Annotated in this window: 27 protein-coding genes; all 27 read right to left on the reverse strand. The window is 68.3% G+C overall.

Annotation, left to right across the window (positions count from 1 at the left end; all coding sequences use genetic code 11):
- Positions 1-7: 7 nt before the first annotated feature.
- Positions 8-583, reverse strand: a complete 576-nt coding sequence (locus tag BJ968_RS07880) for an adenylate kinase (protein ID WP_179750710.1) — start codon at positions 581-583, stop codon at positions 8-10.
- A complete protein-coding gene (gene secY / locus BJ968_RS07885) occupies positions 580-1,881 on the reverse strand; it encodes a preprotein translocase subunit SecY (protein ID WP_179750712.1) in 1,302 nt (433 codons plus the stop codon). Before secY ends, BJ968_RS07880 begins: the two co-directional genes overlap by 4 nt.
- 197 nt (positions 1,882-2,078) lie before the next feature.
- Positions 2,079-2,537: a 50S ribosomal protein L15 gene (gene rplO / locus BJ968_RS07890; RefSeq protein ID WP_218884933.1), complete on the reverse strand. Its 459-nt coding sequence runs from the start codon at positions 2,535-2,537 to the stop codon at positions 2,079-2,081.
- Positions 2,537-2,719, reverse strand: coding sequence for a 50S ribosomal protein L30 (rpmD, locus tag BJ968_RS07895; RefSeq protein ID WP_106209599.1), 183 nt, complete (start codon positions 2,717-2,719; stop codon positions 2,537-2,539). The genes rplO and rpmD overlap by 1 nt, the downstream gene beginning before the upstream one ends.
- The gene (rpsE, locus tag BJ968_RS07900) at positions 2,719-3,378 is read right to left on the reverse strand and encodes a 30S ribosomal protein S5 (protein WP_179750714.1); all 660 of its coding nucleotides are present in this window, start codon (positions 3,376-3,378) and stop codon (positions 2,719-2,721) included. The genes rpmD and rpsE overlap by 1 nt, the downstream gene beginning before the upstream one ends.
- Before the next feature lie 34 nt (positions 3,379-3,412).
- On the reverse strand, positions 3,413-3,790 hold the full coding sequence (gene rplR / locus BJ968_RS07905; protein WP_106210138.1) for a 50S ribosomal protein L18: 378 nt from the start codon (positions 3,788-3,790) through the stop codon (positions 3,413-3,415).
- A 2-nt stretch (positions 3,791-3,792) separates the two neighbouring features.
- On the reverse strand, positions 3,793-4,332 hold the full coding sequence (gene rplF / locus BJ968_RS07910; protein ID WP_179750716.1) for a 50S ribosomal protein L6: 540 nt from the start codon (positions 4,330-4,332) through the stop codon (positions 3,793-3,795).
- Between the two features lie 13 nt (positions 4,333-4,345).
- Positions 4,346-4,744: a 30S ribosomal protein S8 gene (gene rpsH / locus BJ968_RS07915; RefSeq protein WP_179750718.1), complete on the reverse strand. Its 399-nt coding sequence runs from the start codon at positions 4,742-4,744 to the stop codon at positions 4,346-4,348.
- Positions 4,745-4,841: 97 nt separating this feature from the next.
- On the reverse strand, positions 4,842-5,027 hold the full coding sequence (locus BJ968_RS07920; protein WP_179750720.1) for a type Z 30S ribosomal protein S14: 186 nt from the start codon (positions 5,025-5,027) through the stop codon (positions 4,842-4,844).
- Positions 5,028-5,029: 2 nt separating this feature from the next.
- On the reverse strand, positions 5,030-5,599 hold the full coding sequence (gene rplE / locus BJ968_RS07925) for a 50S ribosomal protein L5 (protein WP_179750722.1): 570 nt from the start codon (positions 5,597-5,599) through the stop codon (positions 5,030-5,032).
- Positions 5,599-5,970, reverse strand: coding sequence for a 50S ribosomal protein L24 (rplX, locus tag BJ968_RS07930; protein ID WP_179750724.1), 372 nt, complete (start codon positions 5,968-5,970; stop codon positions 5,599-5,601). The genes rplE and rplX overlap by 1 nt, the downstream gene beginning before the upstream one ends.
- 2 nt (positions 5,971-5,972) lie before the next feature.
- Positions 5,973-6,341 carry a 50S ribosomal protein L14 gene (gene rplN / locus BJ968_RS07935; RefSeq protein WP_166609817.1) on the reverse strand — a complete coding sequence of 123 codons (369 nt, stop codon included), beginning with the start codon at positions 6,339-6,341 and terminating at the stop codon, positions 5,973-5,975.
- 130 nt (positions 6,342-6,471) lie between these two features.
- Complete coding sequence (gene rpsQ / locus BJ968_RS07940; RefSeq protein WP_179750726.1) at positions 6,472-6,753, reverse strand: 30S ribosomal protein S17; 282 nt, start codon at positions 6,751-6,753, stop codon at positions 6,472-6,474.
- The gene (gene rpmC / locus BJ968_RS07945) at positions 6,750-6,998 is read right to left on the reverse strand and encodes a 50S ribosomal protein L29 (RefSeq protein ID WP_106209615.1); all 249 of its coding nucleotides are present in this window, start codon (positions 6,996-6,998) and stop codon (positions 6,750-6,752) included. Before rpmC ends, rpsQ begins: the two co-directional genes overlap by 4 nt.
- On the reverse strand, positions 6,998-7,414 hold the full coding sequence (rplP, locus tag BJ968_RS07950; RefSeq protein ID WP_179750729.1) for a 50S ribosomal protein L16: 417 nt from the start codon (positions 7,412-7,414) through the stop codon (positions 6,998-7,000). Before rplP ends, rpmC begins: the two co-directional genes overlap by 1 nt.
- Positions 7,415-7,417: 3 nt before the next feature.
- Positions 7,418-8,260 (reverse strand): 30S ribosomal protein S3, encoded by an 843-nt coding sequence (gene rpsC, locus BJ968_RS07955; RefSeq protein WP_179750732.1) that lies wholly within the window; start codon positions 8,258-8,260, stop codon positions 7,418-7,420.
- Positions 8,260-8,640: a 50S ribosomal protein L22 gene (gene rplV / locus BJ968_RS07960; RefSeq protein WP_106209621.1), complete on the reverse strand. Its 381-nt coding sequence runs from the start codon at positions 8,638-8,640 to the stop codon at positions 8,260-8,262. Before rplV ends, rpsC begins: the two co-directional genes overlap by 1 nt.
- 56 nt (positions 8,641-8,696) lie before the next feature.
- On the reverse strand, positions 8,697-8,978 hold the full coding sequence (rpsS, locus tag BJ968_RS07965) for a 30S ribosomal protein S19 (RefSeq protein ID WP_179750734.1): 282 nt from the start codon (positions 8,976-8,978) through the stop codon (positions 8,697-8,699).
- Positions 8,979-8,993: 15 nt separating this feature from the next.
- A complete protein-coding gene (gene rplB / locus BJ968_RS07970) occupies positions 8,994-9,830 on the reverse strand; it encodes a 50S ribosomal protein L2 (RefSeq protein ID WP_179750736.1) in 837 nt (278 codons plus the stop codon).
- Between the two features lie 58 nt (positions 9,831-9,888).
- Positions 9,889-10,191 carry a 50S ribosomal protein L23 gene (gene rplW / locus BJ968_RS07975; protein WP_179756392.1) on the reverse strand — a complete coding sequence of 101 codons (303 nt, stop codon included), beginning with the start codon at positions 10,189-10,191 and terminating at the stop codon, positions 9,889-9,891.
- Between the two features lie 5 nt (positions 10,192-10,196).
- On the reverse strand, positions 10,197-10,898 hold the full coding sequence (rplD, locus tag BJ968_RS07980; protein WP_179750738.1) for a 50S ribosomal protein L4: 702 nt from the start codon (positions 10,896-10,898) through the stop codon (positions 10,197-10,199).
- A 5-nt stretch (positions 10,899-10,903) separates the two neighbouring features.
- Positions 10,904-11,563: a 50S ribosomal protein L3 gene (gene rplC, locus BJ968_RS07985; RefSeq protein ID WP_179750740.1), complete on the reverse strand. Its 660-nt coding sequence runs from the start codon at positions 11,561-11,563 to the stop codon at positions 10,904-10,906.
- A 13-nt stretch (positions 11,564-11,576) separates the two neighbouring features.
- Entirely contained in the window at positions 11,577-11,885 is a 309-nt protein-coding gene (gene rpsJ, locus BJ968_RS07990; RefSeq protein WP_012084982.1) for a 30S ribosomal protein S10, read from the reverse strand.
- Between the two features lie 453 nt (positions 11,886-12,338).
- Positions 12,339-13,532: an elongation factor Tu gene (gene tuf, locus BJ968_RS07995; RefSeq protein WP_179750742.1), complete on the reverse strand. Its 1,194-nt coding sequence runs from the start codon at positions 13,530-13,532 to the stop codon at positions 12,339-12,341.
- A 165-nt stretch (positions 13,533-13,697) separates the two neighbouring features.
- Positions 13,698-15,800: an elongation factor G gene (gene fusA / locus BJ968_RS08000; protein WP_179750744.1), complete on the reverse strand. Its 2,103-nt coding sequence runs from the start codon at positions 15,798-15,800 to the stop codon at positions 13,698-13,700.
- A 62-nt stretch (positions 15,801-15,862) separates the two neighbouring features.
- On the reverse strand, positions 15,863-16,333 hold the full coding sequence (rpsG, locus tag BJ968_RS08005; protein ID WP_106209636.1) for a 30S ribosomal protein S7: 471 nt from the start codon (positions 16,331-16,333) through the stop codon (positions 15,863-15,865).
- A gap of 1 nt (position 16,334) precedes the next feature.
- Entirely contained in the window at positions 16,335-16,709 is a 375-nt protein-coding gene (gene rpsL / locus BJ968_RS08010) for a 30S ribosomal protein S12 (RefSeq protein WP_012084987.1), read from the reverse strand.
- Positions 16,710-16,900 lie beyond the last annotated feature (191 nt).

Genomic DNA, 16,900 nt, shown 5'->3' on the forward strand with positions numbered 1-16,900 from the left:
CTGCTCCTCAGTCGCGCGGGAGGTCGAGCGCGGCGAGCAGGCGGTCGGTGACCGCCGCGACCTCGCCCAGGCCGTCGACCGAGCGCAGCAGGCCGCGCTCGGCGTAGACCTCCACGAGCGGGGCCGTCTGCTCGGCGTAGACCTGCTGGCGGGTGCGGATGACGTGCTCGGTGTCGTCGGAGCGGCCCTGCTCGGCCGCGCGCCCGGCCAGCCGGCGCACCAGCTCGTCGGTGTCGGCGGTGATCTCCAGGACGTGCTCGAGCTTGGCCCCGGCCTCGCCGAGCATCTCGTCGAGCTCGCGCACCTGGTCGGTCGTGCGGGGGTAGCCGTCGAGGATGAAGCCGTCGACGGCGTCCGGCTGCTGCAGGCGGTCGCGGACCATGGCGTTGGTGACGGTGTCCGGCACGTACTTGCCGGCGTCGAGGTACTCCTTGACCGTCTTGCCCAGTTCGGTCTCCTCCGCGACGTTGGCGCGGAAGATGTCGCCGGTGGAGATGGCGGGGACCCCGAGGCGGGCCGACAGGCGCTTGGCCTGGGTGCCCTTGCCCGCACCGGGCGGACCGAGGAGGACGAGACGTGTCATCGCAAGAACCCTTCGTAGTTTCGCTGCTGGAGCTGGGACTCGATCTGCTTCACCGTCTCGAGCCCGACACCGACGATGATGAGGATCGACGTGCCCCCGAAGGGGAAGTTCGTGTTGGCGTTGAACAGCACGAACGCGATGAGCGGCAGCAGCGCGATGAGACCCAGGTACAGGGCCCCCGGGAGGGTGATGCGGGTGAGGATGTAGTCCAGGTACTCCGCGGTGGGCCGGCCGGCCCGCACCCCGGGGATGAAGCCACCGTACTTGCGCATGTTCTCGGCGACCTCGTCCGGGTTGAACGTGATCGCGACGTAGAAGTACGCGAAGAAGAGGATGAGCAGGAAGTAGGCGGCCATGTAGATCGGGTGGTCGCCGCGGACGAGGTGGTCGTTGATCCAGGCCACCCAGCCGGAGTTGGAGTCGTTGAACTGGGCCACCAGCGCCGGCAGGTACAGCAGCGACGAGGCGAAGATCACCGGGATGACCCCGGCCATGTTGACCTTGAGCGGGATGTACGTGGAGGTGCCCCCGTACATGCGGCGGCCGATCATCCGCTTGGCGTACTGCACCGGCACCCGCCGCTGGGACTGCTCGACCGCGACGACGGCCGCGACGACCACGAGGCCGATGGCGATCACACCCGCGAAGGTCCCCCAGCCGCGCTCACGGCCGATCGCCAGCAGCGAGGTCGGGAAGGTCGCGGCGATCTGGGCGAAGATCAGCAGGGACATGCCGTTGCCGACGCCGCGCTCGGTGACGAGCTCCCCCAGCCACATGATCAGGCCGGTGCCGGCCGTCATGGTCAGGACCATCAGCAGGATGGTGACGATGCTCTGGTCGGGCAGCACCTGCGCGGTGCAGGACGTGCCGAACAGGCGCGAGGGCTCGCGGGCGATCGTCACGTAGGTCGTCGACTGCAGGACGGCCAGGCCGATCGTGAGGTAGCGCGTGTACTGGGTCAGCTTGGTGGTGCCCTGCTGACCCTCCTTCTTGAGGTCCTCGAAGCGGGGGATCACGACGGTGAGCAGCTGGATGATGATGCTCGCCGTGATGTACGGCATGATCCCGAGCGCGAAGACGCTCAGCTGGAGCAGCGCGCCCCCGGAGAAGAGGTTGGCCAGGCCCAGCAGGTCGTTGCCCTGCTTGGCCACGTCGATGCACTGCTGCACCGCGGAGTAGGACACGCCCGGCGCCGGCACGAAGGAGCCGAGCCGCACCAGGACGATGATCCCGATGGTGAACAGCAGCTTGCGGCGCAGGTCGGGCGTCCGGAAGGCGCGACCGATTGCGGTGAGCACTACGACCTCCTGCACCGCGCTCCCCTGTCGGGGGGAGACGGGTTCGTCACTGACTGGTCGGACGGGTGAGCCGAACGAAGGAACCACGAGCTGAGCCGTTGACGGCCCTGGTAGACCCTACCGCCCCGCAAACGCACACGCGGCGGTAGCAGGCGATCACTCGCCGCTACCGCCGCGTGGGCGATGCGTTGCGCTGGTCAGCGGACGGTCGTCGACCCGCCGGCAGCCGCGATCTTCTCCGACGCAGAGGTGGAGAACTTGTCGGCCGTCACCTGCAGGGCCACGGTGACCTCACCGGTGCCCAGCACCTTGACGGGCTGGCCCTTGCGGACCGCGCCCTTGGCGACGAGCTCGTCGACACCGACGGTGCCGCCCTCGGGGAAGAGGGTCGCGAGCTTGTCGAGGTTGACGACCTGGTACTCGACGCGGAACGGGTTCTTGAACCCGCGCAGCTTCGGCAGGCGCATGTGGAGGGGCATCTGGCCACCCTCGAACGCCTCGGGCACCTGGTAGCGGGCCTTGGAGCCCTTGGTGCCGCGACCGGCCGTCTTGCCCTTGCTGCCCTCACCGCGGCCGACACGGGTCTTCGCCGTGTTCGACCCCGGGGCGGGGCGCAGGTGGTGCAGCTTCAGGACGTGCTCACCCTGGTTGGGCATCAGTCGACCTCCTCCACGGTCACGAGGTGCGCGACGGTGTTGGCCATGCCACGGAACTCGGGCTTGTCGTCCTTGACGACCGACTGCCCGATCTTGTGGAGCCCGAGGCTGCGGAGCGTGTCGCGCTGGTTCTGCTTGCCGCCGATGCCGGACTTGGTCTGCGTGATCTTGAGGCGAGCCATCAGGAGGCCACCCCCGCCGCCTGGGCGCGCAGGAGCGCCACCGGCGCCACGTCCTCGACGGCCAGGCCACGGCGCGCCGCCACCTGCTCGGGACGCTCGAGGCCGCGCAGGGCCTCGATCGTCGCGTGCACGATGTTGATCGCGTTGTCGCTGCCGAGGGACTTCGACAGGACGTCGTGGACACCGGCGCACTCGAGCACGGCGCGGACCGGACCACCGGCGATCACGCCGGTACCCGGGGAGGCCGGGCGCAGCATGACCACGCCGGCCGCCTTCTCACCCTGGATGGGGTGCGGGATGGTGCCCTGGATGCGCGGGACGCGGAAGAAGTTCTTCTTCGCCTCCTCGACACCCTTGGCGATGGCCGCGGGCACTTCCTTGGCCTTGCCGTAGCCGACACCGACGGTGCCGTCGCCGTCGCCCACGACCACGAGGGCCGTGAAGCTGAAGCGACGACCGCCCTTGACGACCTTGGCGACGCGGTTGATGGTCACGACGCGCTCGACGAAGTTGCCGCGGTCGCCCGCGTCGCCCCGTCCACGGTTGTCACGGCCGCCGTCGCGACCGCCACGCCCGCCGCCGCGGTTGTCGCCGCGGTTGTCGTTGCGGTTGTCGCCGCCGCCGGCCGCACCGGCGCCTCGGCGCTGGGGTCCAGGCATCAGACGTTCCTCATCTCATCGACTTCACGGGTCATCACAGGGCCAGGCCCGCCTCACGGGCGCCGTCGGCGATCGCCGCGACGCGCCCGGCGTACCGGTTGCCACCGCGGTCGAAGACCACGGCCTCGATGCCGGCCGCCTTGGCGCGCTCGCCGACGAGGACGCCGACCGCCTTCGCCTTGGCCGACTTGTCGTCGCTGCTGGCGCGCAGGTCAGCTTCCATGGTCGAGGCCGACGCGAGGGTGTGACCCGCGGCGTCGTCGATGACCTGGACGAAGACGTGACGCGTGGACCGCGTGACCACGAGACGAGGACGGACGGCGGTGCCGACGACCTTCTTGCGCACGCGGGTGTGACGGCGCTTGCGCGCGGGCGCAGTGCCCTTCTGGGTCTTCTGGGTGGAGAGTCCCATCGTCACTTACCAGCCTTTCCGACCTTGCGGCGGATCTGCTCGCCGGCGTAGCGCACGCCCTTGCCCTTGTACGGGTCGGGCTTGCGGAGCTTGCGGATGTTCGCGGCGACCTCGCCGACCTGCTGCTTGTCGATGCCCGCCACGGAGAACTTGGTGTTGCTCTCCACCGCGAACGTGATGCCCGCGGGCGCCTTGATGACGACCGGGTGGCTGAAGCCGAGGGCGAACTCGAGGTCGGAGCCCTTGGCCGTGACGCGGTACCCCGTGCCGACGATCTCGAGCTTCTTCTCGTAGCCCTTGGTGACGCCCTCGACCATGTTCGAGATCAGCGTGCGGGTCAGGCCGTGCAGCGAGCGCGAGGTGCGCTCGTCGTCGGGACGGGTCACCTGGAGGGTGCCGTCCTCGGTGCGCTCCACCGCGATGGGCGAAGCGATGTGGTGGTTCAGCTCGCCCTTGGGGCCCTTGACCGTGACGGCGGAGCCGTCGATGGTCACGTCCACGCCCGCGGGGACGGAGATCGGGAGTCGACCGATGCGCGACATGAGTTCTCCTCCCTCACCAGACGTAGGCGAGGACTTCCCCACCCACGCCTCTCTTGTTGGCCTGCTTGTCGGTCAGGAGACCCGAGGAGGTGGACAGGATCGCCACGCCCAGGCCGCCCAGCACGCGGGGCAGGTTCGTCGACTTCGCGTAGACCCGCAGACCGGGCTTGCTCACGCGGCGCAGGCCGGCGATCGCACGCTCGCGGTTGGGGCCGAACTTCAGGTTCAGCGTCAGCTTCTTGCCCACCTCGGCGTCCTCGACCGTCCAGGAGGCGATGTAGCCCTGCTCCTGGAGGATCTCGGCGATGTGGGACTTCAGCTTGCTGTACGGCATGGATACGGTGTCGTGGTACGCCGAGTTGGCGTTCCGCAGACGCGTCAGCATGTCCGCGATGGGGTCGGTCATCGTCATCGGGCTCGTCCGCCCTTCCTCGCCGGGGTTTCCGCGATGCGCGCAGCATCGCGGACCTTCGGCGTCTGAGTGATCTGGGTCGTGCAGGAGTGGGAGGTCACCAGCTGCTCTTGGTCACGCCGGGCAGCTCGCCGGCGTGGGCCATCTCGCGCACGCAGATGCGGCACAGGCCGAACTTGCGGTACACGGCGTGCGGGCGACCGCAGCGCTGGCAGCGGGTGTAGGCGCGCACCGCGAACTTCGGCTTGCGCGCGGCCTTGTGGATCAGGGAGGTCTTCGCCACGGTCAGTTCTCCTTGAACGGGAAGCCCAGAGCACGCAGCAGCGCACGGCCTTCGTCGTCGGTCTTCGCCGTCGTCACGACCGTGATGTCCATCCCGCGGACGCGGTCGATCTTGTCCTGGTCGATCTCGTGGAACATGGACTGCTCGTTGAGACCGAAGGTGTAGTTGCCGTTGCCGTCGAACTGCTTGGCCGACAGCCCGCGGAAGTCGCGGATGCGCGGGAGCGCGAGCGACAGCAGACGGTCCAGGAACTCCCACATCCGGTCGCCGCGCAGCGTCGTGTGGCAGCCGATCGGCATGCCCTCACGCAGCTTGAACTGGGCGATGGACTTGCGGGCCTTGGTGATCTGCGGCTTCTGGCCGGTGATGGCCGTGAGGTCGCGGACGGCGCCGTCGATCAGCTTGGAGTCACGAGCGGCCTCGCCGACACCCATGTTCACCACGACCTTGACCAGGCCGGGGATCTGCATGACGTTCGGGTAGGAGAACTGCGTGTGCAGCTGACCCTTGATCTCTTCGCGGTAGCGCTGCTTCAGACGAGGCAGGGCGCGCGCTTCAGTGGTGGTGGTCATCAGATGTCCTTGCCGGAACGCTTGGCGACGCGGATGCGGTTGGTCTTGGTGCGACCGTCGCGCTCGACCTGCTCCTCGCGGATGCCGACGCGGGTCGGCTTCTTGGTCTCCGGGTCGACGAGCTGCACGTTGCTGATGTGGATCGGGGCCTCGCGCTCGACGATGCCGCCCTCCACACCCGGACGGGCCTTGGTGTGGCGCTTGATGCGGTTCACACCCTCGACCAGGACGCGCTGCGTCTCGGCGTTGACCTCGAGCACCTTGCCCTGCTTGCCGAGGTCGGACGTCTTGGTGCCGTCCTCGTTCTTGCGCCCGCGCACGCGGGTGATGACCTGCACGAGGTCACCCTTCTTGATGCGCAACTTCGCCATGGTCAGAGCACCTCCGGAGCCAGCGAGATGATCCGCATGAACTTCTTCTCGCGCAGTTCACGACCGACGGGCCCGAAGATGCGGGTACCGCGGGGGTCACCGTCCGCGCGGAGGATCACCGCGGCGTTCTCGTCGAAACGGATGTAGGAACCGTCGGCGCGCCGACGCTCCTTCTTGGTGCGGACGACGACGGCCTTGACCACGTCGCCCTTCTTGACGTTCCCACCGGGGATGGCGTCCTTGACCGTGGCCACGATCACGTCACCGATGCCGGCGTAGCGGCGGCCGGAGCCACCGAGAACGCGGATGCACAGGATTTCCTTGGCACCCGTGTTGTCGGCGACCTTGAGCCGCGACTCCTGCTGGATCACTCTCTACTCCTTCGTCGCGCCGGTTCTCGTCCACCCAGGAGGGGGCGAGCCTGGCCGAACGGACATGGAATCTGGGGGTGGGCCGCACCTGCGGCCCACCCTCGGTCGAACGCGCCCGAGAGCGCGCGCATCACTTCGCGCGTTCGAGGACCTCGACGACGCGCCAGCGCTTGGTCGCGGACAGCGGCCGGGTCTCGGCGATGAGGACGAGGTCGCCCACACCGGCCGTCTCGACCTCGTCGTGCGCCTTGACCTTGGTCGTGCGGCGGATGACCTTGGCGTAGAGCGGGTGCTTCACGCGGTCCTCGACCTCGACGACGACGGTCTTCTGCATCTTGTCGCTGACGACGTACCCGCGACGCGTCTTGCGGTAGCCGCGCTCGGTCGTGGCAGTGGTGTCCTGCTCGCTCACTTCGCAGCCTCCTTCGTGATCGGCGCCTCGGTGATGCCGAGCTCGCGCTCGCGCATCGTCGTGTAGATGCGGGCGATGTCCCGCTTGACGGCCTTCAGCCGGGAGTTGTTCTCCAGCTGGCCGGTGGCGGACTGGAAGCGCAGGTTGAACAGCTCTTCCTTCGCCTTCTTCAGCTCCTCGACGAGCTTCGTGTCGTCGAACTCGCGGAGCTCGTCGGCGCCGAGGCCCTTGGTCCCGATCGCCATCATTCACCACCCTCGCGACGCACGATCTTGCACTTGACCGGGAGCTTGTGGATCGCACGGGTCAGAGCCTCGTGCGCCACCTTCTCGGTCGGGAACGACAGTTCGAACATCACGCGACCGGGCTTGATGTTCGCGATCCACCACTCCGGCGAGCCCTTGCCGGAACCCATGCGGGTCTCGGCCGGCTTCTTCGTGAGGGGGCGGTCCGGGTAGATGTTGATCCAGACCTTGCCGCCACGACGGATGTGACGCGTGATGGCGATACGAGCGGACTCGATCTGCCGGTTGGTGACGTACCCGCCCTCGACGGCCTGGATGCCGTACTCACCGAAGGTGACGCGGGTGCCGCCGGACGCCGCACCACGCCGCGTGGGGTGGTGCTGCTTGCGGTGCTTGACTCGCCGTGGGATCAGCACGACTCAGGCCTCCGTTCCGTTGCTGCCCTTGCCGGTGACCGGCTGCGCGGCGGCGGTGCCCGTGGGCGCCGCGCCGGCGGCCGCGGCCTCGGCCACGGGAGCGCTCTCCTGCGTCGGACGACGACGGCCGCGGCTCTCGCCGCGGTCGCCACGCTCACCACGACGCGGGGCGCGCGGAGCGGCGGCCTGCGACTGGGCGAGCTCACGGCTGGTGACGTCGCCGTGGTAAATCCAGACCTTCACGCCGATGCGGCCGAAGGTCGTGCGGGCCTCGTAGAAGCCGTAGTCGATGTTCGCGCGCAGCGTGTGCAGCGGAACGCGACCCTCGCGGTAGAACTCCGAGCGCGACATCTCCGCACCGCCGAGGCGGCCGGCGCACGCGACGCGGATGCCCTTGGCCCCCGAGCGCATGGTGGTCTGCATCCCCTTGCGCATGGCGCGGCGGAACGAGACGCGGCTGGCGAGCTGCTCGGCGATGCCCTGGGCGACCAGCTGCGCGTCGGTCTCGGGGCTCTTGACCTCGAGGATGTTCAGCTGGACCTGCTTGCCCGTGAGCTTCTCGAGCTCGGTGCGGATGCGGTCGGCCTCCGCACCGCGGCGGCCGATGACGATGCCCGGGCGCGCGGTGTGGATGTCCACCCGCACGCGGTCGCGGGTGCGCTCGATCTCGACCTTCGAGATGCCCGCGCGCTCCATGCCCTTGGACATGAGGCGACGGATCGCGACGTCCTCCTTGACGTAGTCGGCGTAGCGCTGACCAGTCTTGGTGGAGTCGGCGAACCACCGGCTGCGGTGGTCGGTGGTGATGCCCAGACGGAACCCGAACGGGTTGACCTTCTGTCCCATCAGCGGGTCCTCCTCGTCTTCTTGGCGCCGGCGACGGCGGGAGCCACGACCACGGTGATGTGGCTGGTGCGCTTCAAGATGCGTCCGGCGCGGCCCTGGGCCCGCGGACGGAAGCGCTTCATGGTCGGACCCTCGTCGACGTGGATCGCCTTGACGACGTAGTCGTTCGGGTCGAACGCCTCGGAGTGCTTGTCCGCGAGGAACTTCGCATTCGCGATGGCGCTCTCGACGAGCTTGCGCACGGGCTCGGCCGCCGCCTGCGGGGCGAACGACAGCACGGCGACGGCTTCAGTGGCCTGCTTGCCCCGGACGAGGTCGACGACTCGGCGCGCCTTCTGGGGCGTGACGCGGAGGTGCCGCGTCTGCGCCTTGGCTTCCATCCCTGTCCTGCTTCCTGGTTTCGGTCTCGAAAGATCGTGTCGCGTGAGCCGGTGGCTCAGCGACGACGACCCTTGCGGTCGTCCTTCTCGTGGCCCTTGAACGTCCGCGTCGCAGCGAACTCGCCGAGCTTGTGCCCCACCATCGCCTCGGTGACGAAGACGGGGATGTGCTTGCGGCCGTCGTGCACCGCGAACGTGTGACCCAGGAAGTCCGGGGTGATGACCGAACGGCGGGACCAGGTCCGGATGACGTTGTGCGTACCGGCCTCGTTCTGGGCGTCCACCTTCTTCTGCAGGTGGTCGTCGACGAACGGGCCCTTCTTCAAGCTGCGAGGCATGGCCTTAGCTCCCTATCAGCGCTTCTTGCCGGTGCGGCGGCGACGGACGATGAGCTTGTCGCTCTCCTTGCCCGGACGCCGCGTGCGGCCCTCAGGCTGACCCCAGGGGCTGACCGGGTGACGACCACCGGAGGTCTTGCCCTCACCACCACCGTGCGGGTGGTCGATCGGGTTCATGGCGACACCGCGGACGGTCGGGCGCTTGCCCTTCCAGCGCATGCGGCCGGCCTTGCCCCAGTTGATGTTGGACTGCTCGGCGTTGCCGACCTCGCCGATGGTGGCGCGGCAGCGGACGTCGACGTTGCGGATCTCGCCGGACGGCATGCGCAGCTGGGCGAAACGACCCTCACGGGCGACGAGCTGGACGCTCGCACCCGCGGAGCGGGCGATCTTCGCGCCGCCACCGGGCTTGATCTCGATGGCGTGGATGACCGTACCCACGGGGATGTTGCGCAGCGGCAGGTTGTTGCCCGGCTTGATGTCGGCCTCGGGGCCGTTCTCGATCCGGTCACCCTGCTTCAGCTTCGCGGGGGCGATGATGTAGCGCTTCTCGCCGTCCAGGTAGTGCAGCAGCGCGATGCGCGCGGTGCGGTTGGGGTCGTACTCGATGTGAGCGACCTTGGCCGCGACGCCGTCCTTGTCGTGACGACGGAAGTCGATCACGCGGTACGCGCGCTTGTGGCCACCACCGATGTGGCGGGTGGTGATCCGGCCGGACGAGTTGCGCCCACCGGTCTTGGACAGCGGGCGGACGAGCGACTTCTCCGGCTCGCTCCGCGTGATCTCGACGAAGTCGGCGACGGACGAGCCACGGCGGCCCGGCGTCGTCGGCTTGTACTTGCGGATTCCCATTGCAGCGATTCCTCGGGTTCGAAGGTGTCTACGGCAGTCGTGCGAGCCCTGGTGGGGCTCAGGCGACCGAGCCGCCGAAGATGTCGATCGTGCCCTCGCGCAACGTCACGATGGCCCGCTTGGTGTCCTTGCGCTTACCAGTACCGAACTTGGTGCGCCGGCTCTTGCCCTGACGGTTGGCGGTGTTCACCGCGGAGACCTTGACGCCGAAGACCTTCTCGACCGCGATCTTGATCTCGGTCTTGTTGGCCCGCGGGTCCACCAGGAAGGTGTACTTGCCCTCGTCGATGAGCCCGTAGCTCTTCTCCGAGACGACCGGCGCGAGCAGGATGTCGCGCGGGTCCTTCTGGGTTCCGCCGATGGCGCTCACAGGGTGTTCCCTTCGGACTCGGCCGCCACCGCGGTCGCGCTGCGACCCTTCGGCGGGCCCGCGACGAAGGCGTCGAGCGCCGCGCGGGTGAAGACGACGTCGTCGCTCTTCAGCACGTCGTAGGTGTTCAGCTGGTCCGCCGGCAGGACGTGGACGTTCTCGAGGTTGCGCAGCGACTTCTGCGACACCTCGTCGTCGCGGGTCAGGACGACCAGCACGTTCTTGCGGCCCGAGAGGGTCGCGATGAGCGTGCGCGCCGTCTTGGTCGAGGGGACGTCGCCGGCGGCGAGCCCCTCCACGACGTGCAGACGGTCGTGACGCACCCGGTCGGAGAGGGCACCGCGCAGGGCGGCGGCGATCATCTTCTTGGGGGTGCGCTGGGAGTAGTCGCGCGGCTGGGGGCCGTGCACGGTCCCACCGCCGGTGAACTGCGGGGCGCGCAGCGAACCCTGGCGGGCACGACCGGTGCCCTTCTGCTTGTACGGCTTCTTGCCGCCACCGCGGACGTCGCCGCGCGTCTTGGTCGCGTGCGTGCCCTGGCGGGCCGCGGCGAGCTGCGCGGTCACGACCTGGTGGATCAGCGCGACGTTGGCCTGGCGGGCGAAGTCCTTCGCCGGCAGGTCGACGGTGCCGTTGGTGCCGCCGTCGGCGGTCCGCAGCGGGACGGTGATCGCCTCGGTCTGGGTTTCGGTCGACATCAGACTCAGGCCTCCTTCACGCGCGCCTTGGACGCGCTCTTGACGAGCACGAGGCCGCCGCGGGGACCGGGGATGGCGCCCGTGATGAGCAGCAGCCCCTTCTCCGCGTCGATCGCCTGCACGGTCAGGTTCTGGGTGGTCTGGCGGGCGGCACCCATGCGCCCGGCCATCCGCATGCCCTTGAACACGCGACCCGGGGTGGCGCAGCCGCCGATCGACCCGGGCTTGCGGTGGTTGCGGTGCGCACCGTGGGAGGCGCCGACACCGGAGAAGCCGTGACGCTTCATGACACCGGCGAAGCCCTTGCCCTTGGTGGTGCCGACGACGTCGACCGTCGCGCCGGTCTCGAAGACCTCGGCGGTGACTTCCTGGCCGAGCTCGTAGGAGCCGGCGTCCGTCGTGCGCAGCTCCACCAGGTGACGGCGCGGGGCGACGTTCGCCTTCGCGAAGTGACCGGCGGCGGGCTTGTTCGCCTTGCGCTGCGCGATCGCCGTGGTGGCCAGCTGGACGGCTTCGTAGCCGTCGGTGGTAGTGGTGCGGACCTGGGTGACGACGTTCGGCTCGACCTTGACCACGGTCACCGGGACGACGCGGTTGTCCGCGTTCCACAGCTGGGTCATGCCGAGCTTCGTGCCGAGCACGCCTCGCACTTGCCTGTCGCTCATCGTGTGCAGTCCCTCAGAGCTTGATCTCGATGTCGACGCCGGCCGGGAGGTCGAGACGCATGAGCGAGTCGACGGTCTTCGGGGTCGGGTCGATGATGTCGATGAGACGCTTGTGCGTCCGCATCTCGAAGTGCTCGCGGCTGTCCTTGTACTTGTGCGGCGAGCGGATCACGCAGTAGACGTTCTTCTCGGTCGGCAGCGGCACGGGGCCTGCGACCGACGCGCCGGTACGGGTCACCGTGTCGACGATCTTGCGCGCCGAGCTGTCGATGACCTCGTGGTCGTAGGCCTTGAGCCTGATGCGGATCTTCTGTCCCGCCATGGCGTCGTCTGACTCTCTCTCTTCGTACCGCTACTGACTCGCGCGCGGCGCGTGGCTCCGGCTGGAGCCTCGACCCCCGAGGTCGGGCGTGTCGCGCTCTCGCACGTTCTGCACCCTCGCCCGGTTGCCCGGTGTGGTCCTGTCGTCCTGATCAGGTTGCCCTGGAGGTCCAGGTGAACCGTCCGCCGCCCGTACGAGACGTTCGACGTTCGCGGTCGCAGCTCCGGTGGTCCAGCCCGGTCCCCGGATCGGGTGGGATCGTGATCCAGGCGCGGGCCAGCGGCGCAGCAACCCCGACAGTCTGCCAGATGGACAGGGTGCTTGGCGAATCGAGCAGCGGCGTACGGACGGTGAACGCCTTGCTCACGACGAAGGGGGCGGGTCCTGGTGGACCCACCCCCTCCGCACGGCGAGCGACCCGCTGCGGGAGCCGGGCTCCCGCAGCGGTTCAGCTCACTTGATGATCTTCGTGACCCGACCGGCGCCGACGGTGCGGCCACCCTCACGGATCGCGAACTTCAGGCCCTCTTCCATCGCGATGGGCTGGATGAGGTCGACCTTCATCTCGGTGTTGTCACCGGGCATGACCATCTCGGTGCCCTCGGGCAGCGAGACGACGCCCGTGACGTCGGTCGTCCGGAAGTAGAACTGCGGACGGTAGTTGTTGTAGAAGGGCGTGTGACGGCCACCCTCGTCCTTGGACAGGATGTAGGCCTGGCCCTCGAACTCGGTGTGCGGCGTGATGCTGGAGGGCTTCACGACGACCTGACCGCGCTCGACGTCGTCACGCTTGAGACCGCGCAGCAGCAGGGCGGCGTTGTCGCCGGCCTGGCCGCTGTCCAGCATCTTGTTGAACATCTCGATGCTGGTGACGGTGGTCTTCGAGGAGGTCGGCTTGATGCCGACGATCTCGACCTCCTGGTTGACGTTCAGGACACCGCGCTCGATGCGGCCGGTCACGACGGTGCCGCGGCCGGTGATCGTGAAGACGTCCTCGATCGGCATCAGGAACGGCTGGTCGATGGCGCGCTCGGGCTCGGGGATCGCGGTGTCGACCGCGTCCATGAGCTCCATGAGCTTGTCGCCCCACTCCTTGTCGCCCTCGAGGGCCTTCAGCGCGGAGACGCGCACGACCGGGACGTCGTCGCCCGGGAACTCGTACGACGAGAGGAGCTCACGCACCTCCATCTCGACGAGCTCGAGGAGCTCCTCGTCCTCGACCATGTCGGCCTTGTTCAGGGCCACGACGATGTAGGGGACGCCGACCTGGCGGGCCAGGATGACGTGCTCCTTGGTCTGCGGCATCGGGCCGTCGGTGGCCGCGACCACGAGGATGGCGCCGTCCATCTGCGCCGCACCCGTGATCATGTTCTTGATGTAGTCCGCGTGACCGGGGCAGTCGACGTGGGCGTAGTGACGCGCCTCGGTCTGGTACTCGACGTGCGCGATCGAGATCGTGATCCCGCGCTGACGCTCCTCGGGAGCCTTGTCGATCTGGTCGAACGCCGAGGCCTTGTTCAGCTCGGGGAACTTGTCGTGCAGCACGCGGGTGATCGCCGCGGTCAGCGTCGTCTTCCCGTGGTCGATGTGACCGATCGTGCCGATGTTGACGTGCGGCTTGGTCCGCTCGAACTTCGCCTTCGCCACTGGGGTCCTCCTCGGACTGTCGTTTCTTCCCGCCCGGTCGACGGGTGGGTGGGTGACCTGGCTGGTCACTGGCCCACACGGGGTGGTCCAGGGGTCGTGCTGCGGAGGGGCGGCCCCCGAGGCGTTCACCTCGCGGGCCGCTCCCCCACGGTCTTCAGGAGCGGGTCACTCCCCGCGGACCTTCTTGACGATCTCGTCCGCCACGTTGCGCGGCACTTCCGCGTAGTTGGAGAACTGCATCGAGTAGACCGCGCGGCCCTGGGTCTTGGACCGCAGGTCGCCGACGTACCCGAACATCTCCGACAGCGGGACGGCGGCCTTGACGAGCTTGGCCCCGCTGACGTCCTCCATGGACTCGATCTGCCCGCGGCGAGCGTTCAGGTCGCCGATGACTTCACCCATGTAGTCGGCCGGCGTGCGCACCTCGACGGCCATGACCGGCTCGAGGAGCACGGGCTGCGCCTTGCGGACGGCCTCGCGCAGGACCATCTTGCCGGCGATCTTGAAGGCCATCTCGGAGGAGTCGACGTCGTGCGCCGCACCGTCGATCAAGGAGGCCTTGATGCCGACGAGCGGGTAGCCGGCGACGACACCCTCCTGCATAGCCTCCTGGATGCCGTTGTCCACGGAGGGGATGTACTCGCGCGGGACGCGGCCACCGGTGACGGCGTTCACGAACTCGTAGAACGTGCCGTCCGTGGTGTCCAGGGGCTCGATGGAGACCTGGACCTTCGCGTACTGGCCCGAACCACCGGTCTGCTTCTTGTGCACGTAATCCTCCTTGAGGACTGCGCGACGGATGGTCTCGCGGTAGGCGACCTGCGGCTTGCCGACGTTCGCCTCGACCTTGTACTCGCGACGCATGCGGTCGACGAGGATGTCGAGGTGGAGCTCGCCCATGCCCTTGATGATCGTCTGACCGGTCTCCTGGTCGAGCTCGACCTGGAAGGTCGGGTCCTCTTCCGCGAGACGCTGGATCGCCGTGCCGAGCTTCTCCTGGTCGCCCTTCGTCTTCGGCTCGATCGCGACCGAGATGACGGGCTCGGGGAAGGTCATCGACTCGAGGACGACCTGCTGCGCCGGGTCGGACAGGGTGTCCCCCGTCGTCGTCTCCTTGAGGCCGATCATCGCGTAGATGTGGCCCGCACGAGCTTCGTCGACCGGGTTCTCCTTGTTGGAGTGCATCTGGAAGAGCTTCCCGATGCGCTCCTTCTTGCCCTTGGTCGAGTTCACGACCTGCGAGCCGGCCTGCACGACGCCCGAGTAGACGCGGACGTAGGTGAGCTTGCCGAAGAACGGGTGCGCCGCGACTTTGAACGCGAGGGCCGAGAACGGCTCCGCGGCGTCGGGCTTGCGGATGATCTCCACGCTCTCGTCGCCGACCTTGTGGCCGATCATCGGCTTCACGTCGAGCGGCGAGGGCAGGTAGTCGAGGACCGCGTCGAGCATGGGCTGGACGCCCTTGTTCTTGAACGCGGAGCCGCAGAAGATCGGGTACACCTCGGAGGCGATCGTCAGCTTGCGGACCGCAGCCTTGATCTCCTCGGGGGTGATCTCCTCCCCGCCGAGGTACTTCTCGAGCAGCGCCTCGTCGGTCTCGGCGACGCGCTCGAGGAGCTTGGTGCGGTACTCCTCGGCCTTCTCGACCAGGTCGGCCGGGATGTCCTCCTTGGCGTACGCCTCGCCCTTGGCCGTGTCACCGCGCCAGGTGAGGGCGCGCATGTAGACCAGGTCGACGACGCCGAGGAAGTCGGACTCCGCACCGATCGGGAGCTGCATGACCAGCGGCTCCGCACCGAGGCGGTCGATGATCGTGCCGACGGTGAAGTAGAAGTCGGCGCCCAGCTTGTCCATCTTGTTGACGAAGCAGATGCGCGGGACGTCGTACTTGTCCGCCTGCCGCCACACGGTCTCGGACTGGGGCTCGACACCCTCCTTGCCGTCGAAGACGGCGACGGCACCGTCGAGGACGCGCAGCGACCGCTCGACCTCGACCGTGAAGTCGACGTGGCCGGGCGTGTCGATGATGTTGATCTGGGATCCCTCCCAGAAACAGGTGGTCGCAGCGGAGGTGATGGTGATGCCCCGCTCCTGCTCCTGCTCCATCCAGTCCATCGTGGCCGCGCCGTCGTGGACCTCGCCGATCTTGTAGTTGATCCCCGTGTAGAAGAGGATCCGCTCCGTCGTCGTGGTCTTGCCGGCGTCGATGTGCGCCATGATGCCGATGTTGCGGACCTTGGTCAGGTCCGTCAGCACGTCCTGTGCCACGGTTTACTGCCTCTTCCCTGGGATCGAGGGGGTGAAACGGCGAGCGCTGCTCACCGCCGGGGTCACCAGCGGTAGTGCGCGAAGGCCCGGTTCGACTCGGCCATCTTGTGGGTGTCCTCGCGGCGCTTGACCGCGGCACCGAGACCGTTCGACGCGTCGAGGATCTCGTTGAGGAGACGCTCGGTCATGGTCTTCTCACGGCGCTGCCGGGCGTAGCCGACGAGCCAGCGCAGGGCCAGCGTCGTGGAGCGGCTCGGGCGGACCTCGATCGGCACCTGGTAGGTGGACCCGCCGACGCGGCGGGACTTGACCTCGATCGCCGGCTTGACGTTGTCGAGCGCGCGCTTGAGCACGACGACGGGGTCGCCACCGGTCTTGTCGCGGGCACCCTCGAGGGCGCCGTAGACGATCGACTCGGCGACGGACTTCTTGCCGTCGAGGAGGATCTTGTTGACGAGCTGCGTCACCAGCGGGGACTGGTAGACGGGGTCCACCACGAGGGGACGCTTGGGTGCGGGGCCCTTGCGCGGCATGTTAGCTCTTCTCCTTCTTCGCGCCGTAGCGGCTGCGCGCCTGCTTGCGGTTCTTCACGCCCTGCGTGTCGAGCGACCCGCGGACGATCTTGTAGCGGACACCGGGCAGGTCCTTCACGCGGCCACCGCGCACCAGGACCATCGAGTGCTCCTGCAGGTTGTGGCCCACGCCCGGGATGTACGCGGTGACTTCGATGCCGCTGGTGAGCTTCACGCGGGCGACCTTGCGCAGTGCCGAGTTCGGCTTCTTCGGCGTGGTCGTGTACACGCGCGTGCACACGCCGCGGCGCTGCGGGCTCCCCTTGAGGGCGGGCGTCTTGGTCTTGACGACCTTGTCCTCCCGGCCCTTGCGGACCAGCTGCTGGATGGTGGGCACCCTGTCTCCGTCTGTCTCGATCTGTGTGTCGGCTGTCCTGGGAACGCGCCACCCGTGACGGGCCGGCGCTCGACCCCCGCCGACCCACGAGGTCGGGCGTGTCGTTCGGTCGAGGTCCCGCAGGGGATGACGTGTGGTCACCTGGTTGCGGGCGCGCTCGTGTCAAGCGGACACGAGACTACCCGCCGCGC

Source organism: Kineococcus aurantiacus, assembly GCF_013409345.1.
Classification (GTDB): domain Bacteria; phylum Actinomycetota; class Actinomycetes; order Actinomycetales; family Kineococcaceae; genus Kineococcus; species Kineococcus aurantiacus.